The sequence below is a fragment of the Polynucleobacter sp. MWH-HuK1 genome (assembly GCF_018881815.1).
Lineage (GTDB): Bacteria > Pseudomonadota > Gammaproteobacteria > Burkholderiales > Burkholderiaceae > Polynucleobacter.
On the sequence record NZ_JACVPP010000001.1, the window covers coordinates 1,659,588 to 1,675,186 of the forward strand.

Consider the following 15,599-nt stretch of genomic DNA (forward strand, 5'->3'; position numbering starts at 1 on the left):
GCAATATTATTAGATTGGAGCCATACCAGGGTTATTTGAAACGCCCTTAATGATTGGCTCGTTGAGCTTAACAGCTTTCACTACCTTGACATCACGCAAGTGCCTCTCAATAACATCCCAGATTGCCTCGCCACCAGCATTCTTTGCCTCTTCACTCACTGGCGCCCACCCTGCAACTTTATAAATCTTGTTTGCCTCAATGGGCTTACCGTTCAAGCGCATATCAGTAATACGCTTGCCGGCTGTTTGCGCTGGATCAATGGTGTACTGCATACCACCAACACGTACCATGTCACCGCCCTGTTGGTAATACGGGTCTGGGTTAAATAAGTTATCAGCTACGTCCTCAAGAATAGTCTTGATAGTTTCACCGCTCATATTTGTAACCGTAGTGTACGGATATGTGATCGCGGTTTGATCCAATAGGTTCTCGCGAGTAATTGCCTGACCTGGTAGCAAGCTTGTTCCCCAACGGAAGCCAGGTGAGAAAGCAATTTCCGCATTCTTCTGTGCCATCAAACCATCCAAGATCAGTTGGTCAAAGCTACCGTTAAAGTTACCGCGGCGATATAGCAAACCCTCTGTGGTAGCTAATTTCTCATTCAACTTTGCCTCATATGGAGCTCTGATTTTTGCAATCAGTTTGTTCATCGTTGGGTCTGCAGGAATCATGTTCGAGAAAATTGGGAATAGCTTATAGCGGAAATCTACAGCCTTACCGCCCTTCACATCAAAATCAAGCACACCCAAGAACTTGCTATTAGACCCAGCATTAGTTACCAGAGTTACACCACCAGAGTTCTTAACCTTAACCGGAATAGGTACGCCATCGTGTGTATGTCCACCCATGATGGCATCAAGACCGCTTACGCGAGAAGCCATTTTCAAATCTACGTCCATACCGTTATGGGAGAGCAGAACCACAACCTTGGCTCCTTTAGATTTCACTTCATTAATTGTCTTCTGGAGGTTTTCTTCTTGAATGCCAAAGGTCCAATCTGGAGTGAAATAACGAGGATTAGCAATTGGTGTGTATGGGAAAGCCTGACCAATGATGGCAACCTGAATGCCATTTTGCACCTTCATGACGTAAGGATTGAATACTGAATCACCGAAATCGGCGGTTTTAATATTTTGTGCAACAAAATTTACTTTGCCTTTGAAATCGCCATTCACGATTTCCATCACGCGCTTCTCACCTAAAGTCATTTCCCAGTGAGGAGTCATGACATCCACACCCAATGCCAAAGCAGCGTCAACCATATCTTGACCATTGGTCCATAGAGCCGTACCCGAACCTTGCCAGGTATCACCACCATCAAGCAATAAAGCGCCTGGACGATTTGCTTTCATTTGCTTAACCAAAGTAGCCATATGCGCAAAGCCACCCATCTTGCCGTAGTTCTGGGCTGCTGCAACGTAATCTAGGTAAGTAAATGCATGGGCATCACGTGTGCCTGGCGCTATACCGTTAGCCTTTAAGAAATATTCGCCGACCAAATGTGGAGTCTTGCCTTCTTGCGCACCAATACCCAAATTAACATTAGGCTCGCGAAAGTAAATAGGCAGTAGTTGCGCATGACAATCCGTGAAATGCAGGAAGTGAACATTACCGAATTTAGGCAAGTCATAAAACTTTTGTGCATTACTTTGCGCATTAACAAAATTAGACTGCAGACTCATTCCACCTGCAGATGCAATAGCCAATGCCTGCAAAAATTCGCGGCGACTTAAAGACATAACATTCCCCTTATGAAAACAGGCCTGTCGGCCTGTTCTTTGATTCGTTATTGATTAACTGGAGAGGCAGGGTCAAGCAGTAAAGCCATGACATCCTGAATCTGCTGCTCATTTAAGAGTTTGAAGTGTGCAAAGCGTGGCATATTGCTGCAGGCGTTATACGCTTTGGAATTATTGATGCGATTCCAAGTGTAAGTAACCACCTCTTGTGAGTAACCACGTAGCTTACCGTAGCCAGTCAATGACGGCCCGATATTTCCATAAGAGATCTCTTTGGCGTCAATCTGGTGACAGTTGTAGCAACCACCGCCAATCACGGTATCAGCCTTATCGGTCCAAGTTGCACCGCGACCGCTTTGAGCAATCTTCTCGCCGTTCTTCCAGTCACCAATATATTTACCATCAGACGGCTGCTTGATGGAATCCATATTTATTTTTTGAATCTTTTCACGCATCTTCTCGCCCTGCTTGCTATTTGCAAATACAGGGTCTGAACAAAACTTCTGAGTTGCATCTTGATCGATACGATCCAAGCCTGCAATGCCTTGAGCTTTAAAGCTATCGGTCATCATTTTGTTGAACTTTGGGTCGTTCTTTTGTTGAGCCAAAGCTACGTTTTGAAACAAGCTTGAAGCAACAATAAATCCAGCGATAGTTAAGAGCTTTTTGATATTTGTATTTTTCATGATCTTTGTCTCTTATCTCTTAACGCTTTAATCCAGGAGTTTCAACTGTGCCGCCATTGGCAGTCTTGGCCATATACATAGACAATGCAATCGTCACATCTGAACCGTAAATTGGGAATGGAAAACGCTGCTGACGATAGCAATCGTTTAAGCGCTGCTGCATCGTCCAAAACTGACCGCTTGAAACGCGATATGCTGGCCAGTAACCCCAACCCATAGCAGCGCCTTTTTGCTCGGTTAAGTTAGGCAAATCCTGTAAACGAATACGTTTACCGTTTTCAGCATGGCAAGATGCGCAAGAGAAATCCATAGGGCCGCCTTGGAAGAAGAATGCGCGCTTACCGAGCTCATACATTTCTTTTTCCTTGGGATGATTGGTGCTCACCTTAATTTTGTCGCCCTTAGAAGCGGTGACTACGTAAGCAACAATCGCCTCCATATCTTTTTTAGGGCCCTTTTGGAAAGGTGCATCAATCATTTCTTGAGGATCACGTCCCTGCAGTACTTGCATACAAGTCATCAAGCGTGACTCGAGGTCTTGCACTTTATTGGTATCTTTAAAGTAGCGCGGCAACTGAGCTGCTGCACCCTTCACAACACCAGGCCCCAGACCTAAATCACACTTCTCAAGTGTAGCGTTTTTTGGGCCTGCTGGTTTTTTCCATAGATCTTCACCGGCTGCTTCATAGAGCTCCGAAGGGTTGCCGTCAGCGATCATCTCGCGATATTTAGCGATATCGTCTGTTGCACTCTTTTGCGCAAAGACTGACGATGGCACTGCTAGTAAGGCAGCCAACAATCCAGAGGCCAACCCTAAAGTTAATTTACGCTGCATTTGCAACCCTTTCAAAACTCAGGTGATAGTAAAGATCGATTAAGACAAGCAATTAAGAAGCGGTTGCTTCATCTGTGCGCTTGTCACCCTTGCTATCTACCCAGCTCACAACAATCTTGTCGCCCTTAGCGCCCTTGTATTTAAAGTTCAAGAATGGATCCTTAGAAACTGCTGGACCAAATTGACCATTCAATACATCCTTGCCATTTGCTTTGACATTAATTGTGCTGATGAACCAAGCGGGAATTGTTTTACCGGAAGCGTCTTTACGCTGACCAGATTCCATATCGTGCTTCATCAAAATTTTTACATCCACAATTCCACCGTTCTCAGCAGCTCTAACGCGCATTGGATCAGCCATGTTTTCCTCTTGTAATCTAGTAATTAATTAATGGTATTCAGATAGATTCGGGGATTAACCGCCGCAACCACCTAGAGTAACTTTTACTTCCTTAACGGACATACTCCACTTGCCATCCGCTTTTACCAAAGCGTATACGTTTGAAGTTTGGCCCATCTTGATACGGGTAGTAACAAATGGTTCTGTGCCAGCAGGAATAAAGAATTGCGCAGCCAAGGCGCTTGGGTTTTTCTCAACCAAGATTACCATTTGCTCTGCTTTAAGAGTGGTTGTAATGCCGACTGGCACAACCGCACCATTTTCTGCGATGTCAGGGGCATTCAAAGTAACTGCACCAGACTTCTCTGGGCTACCGGCACCCAAGATCTTAAATACATCGTCAAGGCTCTTGCCTTCAAAAGCGGCTTTATTCCACTCTTGTGCTTGGGCTACGCTAATAAGACCCGCAGAAGCCATCAAGCCAAATACGGCTGAATATTTCAATAAACTGCGTCGCTGCTGATTCATAAAAACTCCTTTATTAATCTCTTACTATGAATATATTATCTGCTTTCTAATAAACCATACTGGTTATTACCTAAGCACCCCTTATTTACCCCCTGATAGCACCCACTCCACCAGCACCTTGCGATCAGCGTCTGACAATTGTGCTTGTGGTGGCATTGGTATTGAGCCCCAAACTCCAGCTCCGCCATTCTTAACCTTAGTCATCAATTTATCTACAGCGCCACTTTGATCTTTGTACTTAGCCGATATATCAGCTATGGATGGCCCAACCAGCTTAGCGTTTGGCGCATGGCAGGCAGAGCAATTCTCGTTTTTAAACAAGGCAGCAGCACCTTTTGGAGCGTTGGAATGAGTATCTTTAGCGTGAGCTAAACCCTCACCCGATGCTCCAGGAAGTTTTGTAATCGGCGGCTTAGTAGTGTCCGCACCACGGTATGGCCCATACATACGGTTCTGGTCTGCAATATTGCCATGCGCATCACGCGCAAAATCAGGCAATGTAGAGCCGATTTGCACAAATGCCATGCAATTATTCATACAAGAAGAACCATTGACATCGGGCTTATCTTTAACATTCCAGAAGCCATGCTTTCTTGTCATACCGTTGCGGTTAGGCATTTTGGCTTGCACTTCAGCAATATTGGTATTGCTGAGCACGAAATCATCTGGAACTACTTCGCCAATACTTAAGATGAATGCAACTAAAGCATATGTCTCATCCGGGGTTAGGGATCTTGGTGCATTCCATGGCATTGCGCGATAGATGTAATCCCACAAAGTAGAAACCGTAGGAACCTTCATTAAAGTGGTTCGTTGTGGCTGCTTCATATCCGCAAGAGAAGCTACTCTTCCAGTTTTGACATCATCCTTAGTTGTGCCGCCAGTAATCGGGGTAAAAATCTCATTTGATTCGCCGAAAATACCGTGACAACTAGCACACTTGGCCTCCCAAATTGTTTGACCCTGCTCAACCGATCCAGACCCCTTTGGCAATCCTTTGAAATCAGGGCGCACGTCAATATCCCATGCCGCTACTTCAGCTGGGGTGGCATTGCGACCCACTCCAGGAAACTTAGCAGAGCCCTGCGTTCCTTGCGCATAGGCAAGATTAGCAGCCAACAATGCTGCAGATAACAGCCCTAAGCGAGCAATCGATTTACCCAACTTGTACATTGCTCACCTCGCCGTTTGAATCTAATTTCCATGACTGAATTGCGTTGTTGTGATATATCGAACGTGTGCCACGAACATTGCGCAAAGTTTTAATTGAAGGTTGGATATAACCCGTGTCATCTACTGCTCTAGATTGCAATATTGCCGGCGATCCATCCCAAACCCAATCAATATTGAAGCGTGTAATTGACTTAGTAAGCACTGGAGTCTCGAGGCGTGCCTGACGCCAGTTATTGCCACCATCAAAAGAAACATCAACACGCCTAATCTTGCCGCGACCAGACCAAGCCATACCACTCACGTTATAGAAACCTTTGTCTAGCAATTGCTGCCCGCCAGATGGCGTAGTAATGACAGATTTACATTCTTGAATGGATGCATACTGACGGTGAATTCCATCCGGCATCAGCTCAATATAGTGAACTGCCTCATCTTTGGTATTCCATGGCATATCGCCCACTTCAAGGCGACGCAACCACTTAACCCAGCTAACACCCTGTACTCCAGGCACCACTAATCGCAATGGGAAACCATTTTCCGGACGAAGCATCTCTCCATTCATGCTCCAAGCGACGATAGTATCTTCTAGGCAGCTTTCAAGATTGATGGTGCGAGTCATGCCAGAGCCATCACCGCCTTCGGCAAGTAAAAACTTGCCTTTTTTAAGATCCGCGCCGCATTCCTCAAGCAATACTTTCAGCGGTACGCCTGTGAATTCGCAGCAAGACAACATGCCGTGTGTGTACTGCACTGTAGGTACAGCAACGTTGCCCCACTCTAAACCAGTATTAGCTCCACACTCAATAAAGTGAGTACGAGAAACAGAAGGCAAACGCATCAAGTCGTTCATCGTGAAGACGCGAGCATTTTTTACCATGCCGTTCACCATCAATCGATGGGTCTCAGGATTCAAGTTGTACCAACCTTGGTGATGACGTTCAAAATGCAAACCGTTTGGCGTAATTGTTCCAAATAAACCTTGCAAAGGTGTAAAGGCAACCGATGCTGCTGATACACGTGTTAAGCCTGGTGACTCACGACGAATTAAATTGGCTTCATAGATAGACGGCACACCATAAGGCATGGTGGCAACGTTCTTACCAAGCGTTGTTTGCCATTCTTGTTTCTCTAAAATTGCTGGGTCGCCCTCACCCGCAGCAAACGCCAGCGGCGCAGCCAAACCTGCTGCCGCTCCGCCAACCGCAGACATAAAGCCCTTACGCAAGAAGCCGCGACGTGTTTCATCAAGGCCATTGGCGTTGATGTCAGCAATTAACTCCTGAGAGATAAAGTGCTCTGGCGCCTTAACTAAGCGGGCTCTATTCACCGGCTTTTCAACTGCCGAGATATCCTCGACACTTAATTCAATTTGCTTCTTAGTCATTTGACCTCTACTTAAAAAGTGATTTACTGCAAAACTTAATGAATACCTTCAGCAATCTTTGCACAGACTGACTGACACATTTCCACAGTTGCATTGTCTGCAATGGAGTAATAAACCGTTACACCCTCTTTACGTCTGAGCAGTATTCCCGCTTTATACATGGCTAAAAGATGTCTTGAAACATTCGCCTGGCTTGAGCCACACATTTCAACCACTTCAGAAACTGACTTTTCTCCACCGCAGACGGAATACATAATGCGCAGGCGTGCCGGCTCAGATAGCACATTGAAATAAGCAGCCACCTGAGAAAATACTTTCTCCATCTGTTTCGGAGATAAGTTTTTTGTTACTTTTTGAACCTTAGATTTCACCTAAACCAACGCCTTGTAATATATATGCATGTATACGCATATATTGGACTCCTGAAGTGGCTAAATCGGTATAGTGAGATACCCTATATTGCTTGGCAATACAATCAAAACGATGGATATAGACGCAATCCTTCTTTCGCTAAAGCTGGCACTTTGGACTTTGGCCCTCATAATCCCTTTTGGGGTTTGGGTAGCCCATAGCCTGCTTAGGCTTAATAGAAGCAAGCCATGGGTGGAGGCAGCCTTGGCTCTGCCACTCGTTTTACCTCCAACCGTCTTGGGTTATTACCTTCTGGTTGGCCTGGGCGGAAAGAGCTTCTTAGGCTTTCCATTAGTTTTTTCCTTTACCGGCATCTTGATAGCCTCCCTCATAGTCAATCTACCCTTTGCTATACAGCCAATTCAGCGCGCTTTTGAAGCTATTAATCCAGAAATTCGCGAAGCCGCCCAAGTAAGCGGCCTATCCAATTGGCAAATCTTTCGTTTAATTGAGCTTCCGCTAGCCTGGAGAGGCATTACCAGCGCAGCAGTGCTTACTTTTGCCCATACCCTTGGGGAATTTGGGGTCGTCCTCATGGTCGGTGGTGCAATCCCAGGAGAAACCAAAACGGTATCTATTGCCATATACGACAAGGTACAGAGTTTTGATACTGCTGGGGCCGGAGCGCTTGCCTTGCTTCTGCTGGGAATTTCACTGATTGCGATTGCGCTCTCTTATGGCGTCTTTGGAAAAAGCGCTACCCAACGAGGTAAAGGGAGAGGCTAATGCTCAAACTCAAAATTAACCAAACCCTTCCCAATCCATTGCAAATCAACTTGGAGTGCGCTCCTGGTCAATTACATGCACTTGTAGGGCCATCTGGTAGCGGCAAAACTAGCACCCTCAGAACTATCGCCGGACTGAGTCAAGCCAAGTTCGGAAAAATTGAGTGCGACGGAGAAACCTGGTTTGAAGCGAGTGAACTTTCAGGGATAGTTAAAAGCTTAGCTCCTGCACAACGCTCTTGCGGCTTCTTATTTCAACAGTACGCCCTCTTTCCGCACCTTTCAGCCGTTGAAAACGTCGTCATTCCACTACAAAACTCCACCTATGAAGTAAGTGAGCGCAAAGAAATTGCTCAAGAATGGCTACATCGTATGGGAATAGCAGAACTTGCGCATCGTTTACCGAGCCAGCTTTCTGGCGGTCAACAGCAGCGCGTTGCGCTTGCCAGGGCCTTGGCTCGGCAGCCAAAGATTTTGTTACTAGATGAGCCCTTCTCTGCAGTAGATGCGCCAACACGTCAGAGTCTTTACAAAACCCTCGCTGATTTACGCAAAGATCTTAACATTCCCATTCTGCTAGTAACACATGACCTGCGTGAGGCTGATCTACTTGCTGACCGCATTACCGTAATTGACAATGGCATAAGCCTACAAACAGCTCCACCCCGAGTTCTATTCCAAAAACCCCGAAATTCACGCGTTGCTGAGTTGGTAGGCATTAGCAATATGTTTCATGGAATATTCAATGCTGGCAATCTCACCTGGGATGGCTGTGAAAAAACTTTTACTGTGGCCGACAAAGGAAAGATTCCTTCAAATGCGCAAGTTGCTTGGGTGATTCCGCAGGATGGATTAAGAATCAACAACACTCTGACCTCAGGCAGCATTCCTGCCACCGCTGTTGAAATTAGCAGCTTAGGTCAAATTGCCGTTGTTCAGTTGCAAATTGAAAATAGCACGCACAAAATCGAGTGGGTGGCATCGGCATCTGAAGTTAAAAGACTAGGCATGGAAGTTGGCAGTCAAATGCATATTGAATTAGATGGAGATCAAATTCATATCATGCCCTTGCGCCCAATTAATGATCCAAGACGATTTGTGGGTCATTTATAAGCAACGCATGACGTCGTCATGAGTACAAAGTTAAATCTACTTTTAGCAACTAGGCCCTCATTTCTCACCATCACATTGTTAGGCTGCTTAATAGGTCTTGCATTACCTAGTGCCACAAAAGAAACTTTTGGAATTAACTTTCTAGCCCTCAGCTTAGCTCTTTTTGCTCACGCAGCAGCTAATTTACTAAACGATTACTTCGATCACCTCAACGGATCTGACCAGATTAATGAAGATCGCATTACTCCATTCACCGGGGGCAGTCGCTTCATACAGGACAGAAAATTCAAGCCAAGAGAAATCCTTCTGCTTAGCATCACGCTCATTTTATTAAGCACAGCATTAGGCTTTTATATATGTTCACAAACAACATGGCATTTAATTCCCCTTGGAATGGTTGGGGTATTTATAGTTTGGGCATATTCTGCCCCTCCTTTTGAGTTTATGTCTAAGGGTGTTCTTGGTGAATTAGCAATCTCAATAGCGTGGTCCCTTGTGGTCATTGGCTTTGCCAGCATCCAAATAAATGCTATTGCATATGAGGCAATTCCAATCGGTATTGCATTCGGTTTAATTGTTTCCAATATCCTGTTAGTAAACCAGATTCCCGATATTAGGGCTGACCAAAATTCGCATAAACTGACACTTGCAACACAAACTACTCGCAATGAATTAGGTCGTTGGTATATGACTGTAATGACTGGTTCTTATGCCCTGCAGATAATTAGCGTCCATTACCTTGGATTGCCTAAGGCAACTCTCATCACACTCCTCCTTTTGCCCTTATTCCTGTATAGCGGTAAAGGGGTTTCGCTGGAGATAAGCAAGAAAGAGAAAATAAAGAGCCTGATTGTGTGCAATTTAGCAGCCGCACACCTGTACGCAATGCTTCTATTCTTTGGGCTGCTGTGGGGCTAAACGATTGGACATAGCAGTCTTTTTATCCAAGCATCGGAGATAAAGATAAGGGGCAACTGAGCGCCCCTTATTTGTTTTTACTGAAACAACTTATTTACAGCAACCACCGCCGCCACAAGATGCATCAGTGCCGCAAGTATTAATTCCCAATAATGGATAGGCTGGGCAGAATCTAAATAGACCTGTTGCAAGCGGCACCACACCAATCCAACCCCAGACACCAACAGTGCCGGTTGCAGCAAGGCCAATTAATACTAAGCCCACCACCATACGTAACATACGATCAATACCGCCAACATTGCATTTCATATTAAAGCTCCTTTTAAATTATTTACTACAGTAATTTTGATAAAGCACATTCATCACCTCTAAAGCAACATGATTGGAATGTGAGTAATAAATTTGCTTACCCTCTCTTCTAGTTTTCACCAAAGCTTCGTTCCTTAAAACAGTGAGCTGTTGTGATAAGGTGGGCTGCTTAATATCAAGACATGTCTCTAGCTCACCCACGCACTTTTCACCCTGGCTAATTTGGCATAACAACATCATTCGATCTCGATTAGAGAGAACTTTCATCAAACGACAGGCATCTTCTGCTGATGACTGCATCTTTTGTAAATTGATGTTGGCTGCAAGAGGAGGCATGATTGACTCTCTTAGTTAAGCGGAACACCTACCAATGGACGCCCTTCAAGAGTCCAAAGATATAAAGAGCCGTCATACAACTTGGTTGATTTATTGCCCACCAACTCAGACATCACAAACCAACCGCCAGCCGCTAAATGGCCGCTATTGCAATAACTAATTGCTGGTGATTTTGGATTAATACCGTTTGCTGTCAACAATGCGTTATAAGTATTTTTATCCCAAAAATACAGCGCACCCTTTGAAGTTTTTGCCAGCAACTCCGGAGCTAATTCTTTTGCGCCAGCAATGTGCCCATAAGCACCCACATAGTCACGTTTACTTAAGCCAAAGAATTGAGCTGGTTGGCGAGCATCAACCAAGCTCACTTTGCCACTTTTTGATGCAGAGGCTACTTGCTCTGAATTGGCAATCAATTCTTTGCGCTCAGCTTTTGCAGTCCAGTTTCCACCGGTTTTGGTTGAAGGGTTCACTACATAATCTCGACCTTCAGCAAGCCAACCTGCCATACCACCATCCAAGACGGCAATATTGTCTTCGCCGTATACCTTGAACTGCCAATAGGCTCGTAGGGCTTCATCTACATCGGAAATATCCAACCCAACCGGCACCAAAATGATAGGCTTGTCAGAGTTAATACCAACAGCTTGAATAATTTTTTCAAAATCCGCCTTTTCAGGAATCAAGTATTTAATCTTTTTTCCATCAATCATCCGATCAGCTCTGACTTTTTTAAAGTCAAGCAAGGTAGAGTCTGAAATATGACCACCTACTTCAACCAACATCTTTTTCCCAGTCTTTTTGTCGACTTCAAATTCTGGGCTACGCACATAACTAGCAACATCACCTCTGACCTCTAGAATCTGCACTTCGGATTGGTTTGCAGCAAGCCAGTCGGCGCTAACAATAGGTCCAGGCAAGGTGATGGCCTGCGCCAAACTCACAATGCTAGTCAAGACAAGAGCAACCGCCCATTGAATCTTTTTCATTTCTACTCCTTTATGAATTAACTACCAATAAATTCTCTGAAAGACGACCCAGTAAATCAATCTTGCATTCAGTTAAAACATGATGCTTTCTAGAATTCAAGACAAGCTCACGATTGCCATATTCAGCCTCCAGCAATCTAATTTTCTGATCGCGCTCCACAATTAATTTTTCAATTTCTGCGCTAAATAAATAAATTAGTGCGCCGACCCAATTGCTTACTGGTGCCAAACGACCTTTTATGACCATCTCAAATTCTTTAACGAATTTAATAGTCGTTGCTGAATCAATCATTGCCTCGCCTGTGACCCACTGATTCGTTGTAAATAAACGAGTTGGTAAACCCTTTTGATCCAATGCAATTCCAACCAGGTGATGAAAGGTCTTTGCATCACGTTTGATCACATGAAAATGGCCATGCTCTCCATTGGGCATATCATCGGCTGAGTGCGCATGGTAATAAAACTCATAGCCACTATTCACATCAGCTAAATCATTATTCGGATAGTGCTGCCACTCAACAAAATCCTTGGCGCCACATAAAGCAGCTTCATTCAATGTACGCCCAGATTTTGCGTACTGCATTTGAATGTTTGCCAGCTTCTGAGCGGCCAACCAGAGATTAGATTGAGTGAGCATTTAAGAGTTACTCCGCTGCTTTGCGCTTCTTAGGACCGCATGGGTTTGAAGGCCCACAAGGATTACTTGCTTTTTTCTTAGCCGGCCCACAAGGATTTGCAGCTTCCTTTTTGGGGCCGCATGGATTCTTTTGCTCAGCACTTGTTGGATTCGCAGGCGCATCAGCTGAATGAGCGAGCGGTGCCGCAGATAAACCCGCCAAGGCAAGTGCTAATGCAGCAACAGTAGATTTTTTAGACATATATTTCCTTTTAATAATTAAGCTTGAGAACTAACTGGGCCTTTGGATTTCCTCTCCATCCAAGAGCCCAAGATAAAAACACCAACGGCCGCGACAATCATTCCAATATCAATAGACCAATCCGAGATATTGAAAGCGTCTGGCAATGAGTCTGCTTTAGCAAACACTCCTAAAGTAGTTAACACCTCTATCTCTGGGTAAATAACAGCAAAAACAACGGTACCCAAAAGCAAGCCGAGCAAAAAGATCGCTGCGTCAATGCGGCCAGACATCAAACCAACAACTGATGTTCCAGGGCAATACCCACCGATTGCGAAGCCAGCACCTACAAGCGCCCCACCTAAGGCAGCTGCACCCAAGAATGCCGGAGGCACAAACAAACTACCGGCATCCACCAGCCCAGCTTTTTCTATAATCACGAGCCCAACTGCAGCAAACACAATTGCGGTGAACATAACCTTAAACACAGACCAATCCGTTAACCGAAATTGGCCAGTTAATTTATTGGGATTGCCAAATCCAGCGCGCTCCAGAACAAAACCGAAGGCTGTACCCAAAAAAATTCCCGAAAGAATTTCGCTCATCTTATTTCTCCTCTTTCAAGAAACGGCTTACCATTAAACCCACCACAAAGAATGTGCCAAGAAAAGTAAATCCAGCCAAACTTAGCACTGCTGCACCAGATAAACCTAGACCGCTAGTGCAACCAGCAGCTACACGTGCTCCAAAGCCAGCCAGGATGCCGCCAAATAATGCAGTCATAGGACGCTTAGAACCACCAAGAAACTTCTTGCCATCCAATTGGAAGTGAATTCTTTTTGCCAAGAATGCGGATAGCAATGCGCCCAAAGCAACACCAATCACCTGCCAGGTAATCCATGCATTTAAAGGCTTGCCCTCCTCTACCATTCCACCTAAATATTCATTTGCATTAGTGGCGACTGGCACAACATGCATTCCAACCCAAGCAGTCAAGCGGGTAGTAAACCCTGTGGCCCCCAACCCATGACCCGTAATCACAAAAGTTGCTAATAGAACCATTCCAAGCAGAATGCCTGCTAGCAATGGGTTCATATATGGCGCTGGTTTAGCCTGCCCTGATTTATTGACCATCTTTAAGGACCTCATTTAAGGTTTAAATAATATATACATTTATATATTATCAATTTATCCGGCAATGTCAAGCGACAAAAATAAACAAGTCTGCATTATTTGATCTACATCATGAATAGCCATTTACCTGCGCAGAATGAATCTAGGTAAAGATATCAAGCATTAAAAAGGGAGGCCGCAGCCCCCCTTTTTTTCAAAATTAAGCTATTAAACCAATATGATCAGAACTCACCTTTAACGGTTGTCAATCCCAATGCATCCCAATCCAACATACCACCACGATAGTAATAAATTTTGGTTGCTGGGAAGCCATCGCGTGTCATTGCGGCCATGGCCATTGGACTTTGCGGGCAAACAGGGCCATTGCAGAATGCATAAACTTTCTTAGCTTTAGAGCAATCCCACTTGGTTGAACCGGCAGCAGGTTTTTTGCAACCTAACTCATCCATGCGCATCGCCACTTCTGTATATGGAATGCCAACCGAACCAGGGATGGTTCCTTTAACGCGATCATCGACAACGCGCATGTCTACTACTATTGAATCCTTGTCATTCAATGCATTAAGCACGTCGATCTCATCAACAGGCACAACACCTTTGATTGGAATTAATGGCTGTAACCAGCCTTTATTCTTGGCACAAGGCGTCATCACGCGAGTAATTTCTACAGGGCCCTTTGGCGTATTCACCACAAATTTTGTAGATTTATCGATAATTTGCAGCAGTTCAGGGCTTGCAGTCGCAGTGGATTGAGCCGCTACGAGACCTGAAAACAACATCAGACCAAGAGAAATAAACTTTTTCATAAAACCCTCTATGTAATATATTTGTCGTAAATCAGTTATTTAAATGCTTATATACGCATTTATGCATATTTACGTAGTGTGAGGCTTAGGCTTGCTAAACTTAATACAGAGAAACCCCTATTGTTGGTGGTGTTATCCCCTTTAATATCCTTTATAGCTAGTTATTAAAGCTTTTTACTTATATGAACACTGGAGTCTTTATGAAAAATAGTCGTCGTCAATTTATGATTTTGTCTGCTGCTGGTGCCTGCACGTTGGCTTTGAACGGCAAAGTTCAAGCTCAAGCAATGGTTTCTGAAACAGACCCACAAGCTGCTGCATTGGGTTACAAAGCAGTTGCAACAGCCGTAGATAAAGCTAAGTACCCTAAATATGCCGCTGGTCAAGAGTGCGATAACTGCGCTCTGTTTCAGGGCAAAGTAGGTGATGCGACAGGCGGCTGCTCTTTATTTGGCACTAAGAAAGTTGCCGGTAAAGGCTGGTGCTCTGCTTACGCTAAGAAGGCTTAATTAAGAATTTAGTTAAGCACTGAAAAATAAAAGCTACTTATGAATTCATAAGTAGCTTTTATATCCCCACCCATCTTCCACCAGAACTAGGATCCTGATTGAGAAAAGCTTCTTAATTTCTCTAAGCTAGGAATCTGGATGCTTAATCTACTAATGTTTGAAATCAGCCCCTGCTCAGCCATTGAGGAAAGCGCTCTGCTAATGGTTTCAAACTTCACATCCATCATTAAACCCATATCCTCACGCTTGAATAACGGTGCAACTGCCATCTCTCCAGAGACTTTGGCCACTCTAAGAAAAAAACGGGCTAAACGGACCTCAATTCGACCGGTATTAATTTCAGAAAACCAAGACTCGGATTGAGCTAAAGCCTCTCCCCATTTTTTAACTATCTGACGATGCAAACGTGGTGACTCTTCACCTAAGCTGGAGATAATAGCTTTTGGAATACGGCATAAATGAACATTTGATAAAGCGCTAGCAGAATGGGCGTAGTTTTTCTCGAGTAAGGCCTCCATGCCAAAAAGATCGCCTGGCATAACTAATCGTACGATTCTGCTAGAACCATCAGAATTAACGTGTAACAGTTTGATATAACCCTCACGAAGTGTGTACAGATGATCAGCAGTATCACCTTGGGTATATATACCTATACCAGCCTCAAATCGAAGATCATCAATTGGCGAATGAATTTTGGAAAAATCTTCTTCATTCAACTCAGCAAATAAAGCCGATCTTCGAATAGAGCAAGCATTGCAATCGCTATTACCCTGCCATGCACTTTTAATTTCAATGGTCTTCATATG

Annotated in this window: 21 protein-coding genes; 4 read left to right on the forward strand and 17 right to left on the reverse strand. The window is 44.5% G+C overall.

From position 1 onward, the window contains the following. Positions 1-9: 9 nt before the first annotated feature. From soxB to ICE93_RS08595, 8 genes are all read right to left on the reverse strand, one after another. Positions 10-1,740 (reverse strand): thiosulfohydrolase SoxB, encoded by a 1,731-nt coding sequence (gene soxB / locus ICE93_RS08560; RefSeq protein ID WP_216187322.1) that lies wholly within the window; start codon positions 1,738-1,740, stop codon positions 10-12. A 47-nt stretch (positions 1,741-1,787) separates the two neighbouring features. Beyond that, positions 1,788-2,426: a sulfur oxidation c-type cytochrome SoxX gene (gene soxX, locus ICE93_RS08565; RefSeq protein WP_216187325.1), complete on the reverse strand. Its 639-nt coding sequence runs from the start codon at positions 2,424-2,426 to the stop codon at positions 1,788-1,790. Between the two features lie 19 nt (positions 2,427-2,445). After that, positions 2,446-3,261: a sulfur oxidation c-type cytochrome SoxA gene (soxA, locus tag ICE93_RS08570; protein WP_216187327.1), complete on the reverse strand. Its 816-nt coding sequence runs from the start codon at positions 3,259-3,261 to the stop codon at positions 2,446-2,448. Positions 3,262-3,313: 52 nt separating this feature from the next. Further along, a complete protein-coding gene (soxZ, locus tag ICE93_RS08575; RefSeq protein WP_068321433.1) occupies positions 3,314-3,622 on the reverse strand; it encodes a thiosulfate oxidation carrier complex protein SoxZ in 309 nt (102 codons plus the stop codon). 54 nt (positions 3,623-3,676) lie between these two features. Continuing rightward, the gene (gene soxY / locus ICE93_RS08580; protein ID WP_216187329.1) at positions 3,677-4,129 is read right to left on the reverse strand and encodes a thiosulfate oxidation carrier protein SoxY; all 453 of its coding nucleotides are present in this window, start codon (positions 4,127-4,129) and stop codon (positions 3,677-3,679) included. Positions 4,130-4,210: 81 nt separating this feature from the next. Continuing rightward, positions 4,211-5,302: a c-type cytochrome gene (locus ICE93_RS08585; protein ID WP_216187331.1), complete on the reverse strand. Its 1,092-nt coding sequence runs from the start codon at positions 5,300-5,302 to the stop codon at positions 4,211-4,213. Then, a complete protein-coding gene (soxC, locus tag ICE93_RS08590) occupies positions 5,286-6,686 on the reverse strand; it encodes a sulfite dehydrogenase (RefSeq protein ID WP_216187333.1) in 1,401 nt (466 codons plus the stop codon). Before soxC ends, ICE93_RS08585 begins: the two co-directional genes overlap by 17 nt. A gap of 35 nt (positions 6,687-6,721) precedes the next feature. Further along, positions 6,722-7,057, reverse strand: coding sequence for a metalloregulator ArsR/SmtB family transcription factor (locus ICE93_RS08595; protein ID WP_216187335.1), 336 nt, complete (start codon positions 7,055-7,057; stop codon positions 6,722-6,724). A 112-nt stretch (positions 7,058-7,169) separates the two neighbouring features. Between ICE93_RS08595 and modB the strand changes: the two genes are divergently transcribed. The 3 genes from modB (at position 7,170) to ICE93_RS08610 (ending at position 9,853) form a co-directional block, all read left to right on the forward strand. Then, the gene (modB, locus tag ICE93_RS08600; protein ID WP_216187337.1) at positions 7,170-7,823 is read left to right on the forward strand and encodes a molybdate ABC transporter permease subunit; all 654 of its coding nucleotides are present in this window, start codon (positions 7,170-7,172) and stop codon (positions 7,821-7,823) included. Beyond that, on the forward strand, positions 7,823-8,935 hold the full coding sequence (locus tag ICE93_RS08605) for an ABC transporter ATP-binding protein (RefSeq protein WP_216187339.1): 1,113 nt from the start codon (positions 7,823-7,825) through the stop codon (positions 8,933-8,935). Before modB ends, ICE93_RS08605 begins: the two co-directional genes overlap by 1 nt. Before the next feature lie 75 nt (positions 8,936-9,010). Further along, the gene (locus ICE93_RS08610; RefSeq protein ID WP_216187341.1) at positions 9,011-9,853 is read left to right on the forward strand and encodes a prenyltransferase; all 843 of its coding nucleotides are present in this window, start codon (positions 9,011-9,013) and stop codon (positions 9,851-9,853) included. Between the two features lie 90 nt (positions 9,854-9,943). Here ICE93_RS08610 and ICE93_RS08615 read toward each other — a convergent pair whose 3' ends face one another. The 8 genes from ICE93_RS08615 to ICE93_RS08650 form a co-directional block, all read right to left on the reverse strand. Next, entirely contained in the window at positions 9,944-10,162 is a 219-nt protein-coding gene (locus tag ICE93_RS08615) for a DUF2892 domain-containing protein (RefSeq protein WP_216187343.1), read from the reverse strand. 18 nt (positions 10,163-10,180) lie between these two features. Further along, the gene (locus tag ICE93_RS08620) at positions 10,181-10,498 is read right to left on the reverse strand and encodes a helix-turn-helix transcriptional regulator (protein WP_216187345.1); all 318 of its coding nucleotides are present in this window, start codon (positions 10,496-10,498) and stop codon (positions 10,181-10,183) included. Between the two features lie 11 nt (positions 10,499-10,509). Then, a complete protein-coding gene (locus ICE93_RS08625) occupies positions 10,510-11,487 on the reverse strand; it encodes a sulfurtransferase (RefSeq protein WP_216187347.1) in 978 nt (325 codons plus the stop codon). Between the two features lie 10 nt (positions 11,488-11,497). After that, positions 11,498-12,124, reverse strand: a complete 627-nt coding sequence (locus tag ICE93_RS08630) for a hypothetical protein (protein ID WP_216187349.1) — start codon at positions 12,122-12,124, stop codon at positions 11,498-11,500. A 7-nt stretch (positions 12,125-12,131) separates the two neighbouring features. Next, positions 12,132-12,365, reverse strand: coding sequence for a hypothetical protein (locus tag ICE93_RS08635; protein ID WP_216187351.1), 234 nt, complete (start codon positions 12,363-12,365; stop codon positions 12,132-12,134). A gap of 17 nt (positions 12,366-12,382) precedes the next feature. Continuing rightward, on the reverse strand, positions 12,383-12,949 hold the full coding sequence (locus tag ICE93_RS08640) for a DUF6691 family protein (protein ID WP_216187353.1): 567 nt from the start codon (positions 12,947-12,949) through the stop codon (positions 12,383-12,385). A 1-nt stretch (position 12,950) separates the two neighbouring features. Then, positions 12,951-13,493: a YeeE/YedE thiosulfate transporter family protein gene (locus tag ICE93_RS08645; protein ID WP_255554570.1), complete on the reverse strand. Its 543-nt coding sequence runs from the start codon at positions 13,491-13,493 to the stop codon at positions 12,951-12,953. 206 nt (positions 13,494-13,699) lie between these two features. Next, positions 13,700-14,284: a rhodanese-like domain-containing protein gene (locus tag ICE93_RS08650; RefSeq protein ID WP_216187354.1), complete on the reverse strand. Its 585-nt coding sequence runs from the start codon at positions 14,282-14,284 to the stop codon at positions 13,700-13,702. Between the two features lie 200 nt (positions 14,285-14,484). Here ICE93_RS08650 and ICE93_RS08655 point away from each other — a divergent pair, with 200 nt between their 5' ends. After that, positions 14,485-14,793: a high-potential iron-sulfur protein gene (locus ICE93_RS08655; RefSeq protein ID WP_216187355.1), complete on the forward strand. Its 309-nt coding sequence runs from the start codon at positions 14,485-14,487 to the stop codon at positions 14,791-14,793. A gap of 86 nt (positions 14,794-14,879) precedes the next feature. Here ICE93_RS08655 and ICE93_RS08660 read toward each other — a convergent pair whose 3' ends face one another. After that, positions 14,880-15,596, reverse strand: a complete 717-nt coding sequence (locus ICE93_RS08660; RefSeq protein ID WP_216187356.1) for a Crp/Fnr family transcriptional regulator — start codon at positions 15,594-15,596, stop codon at positions 14,880-14,882. Positions 15,597-15,599: the final 3 nt, after the last annotated feature.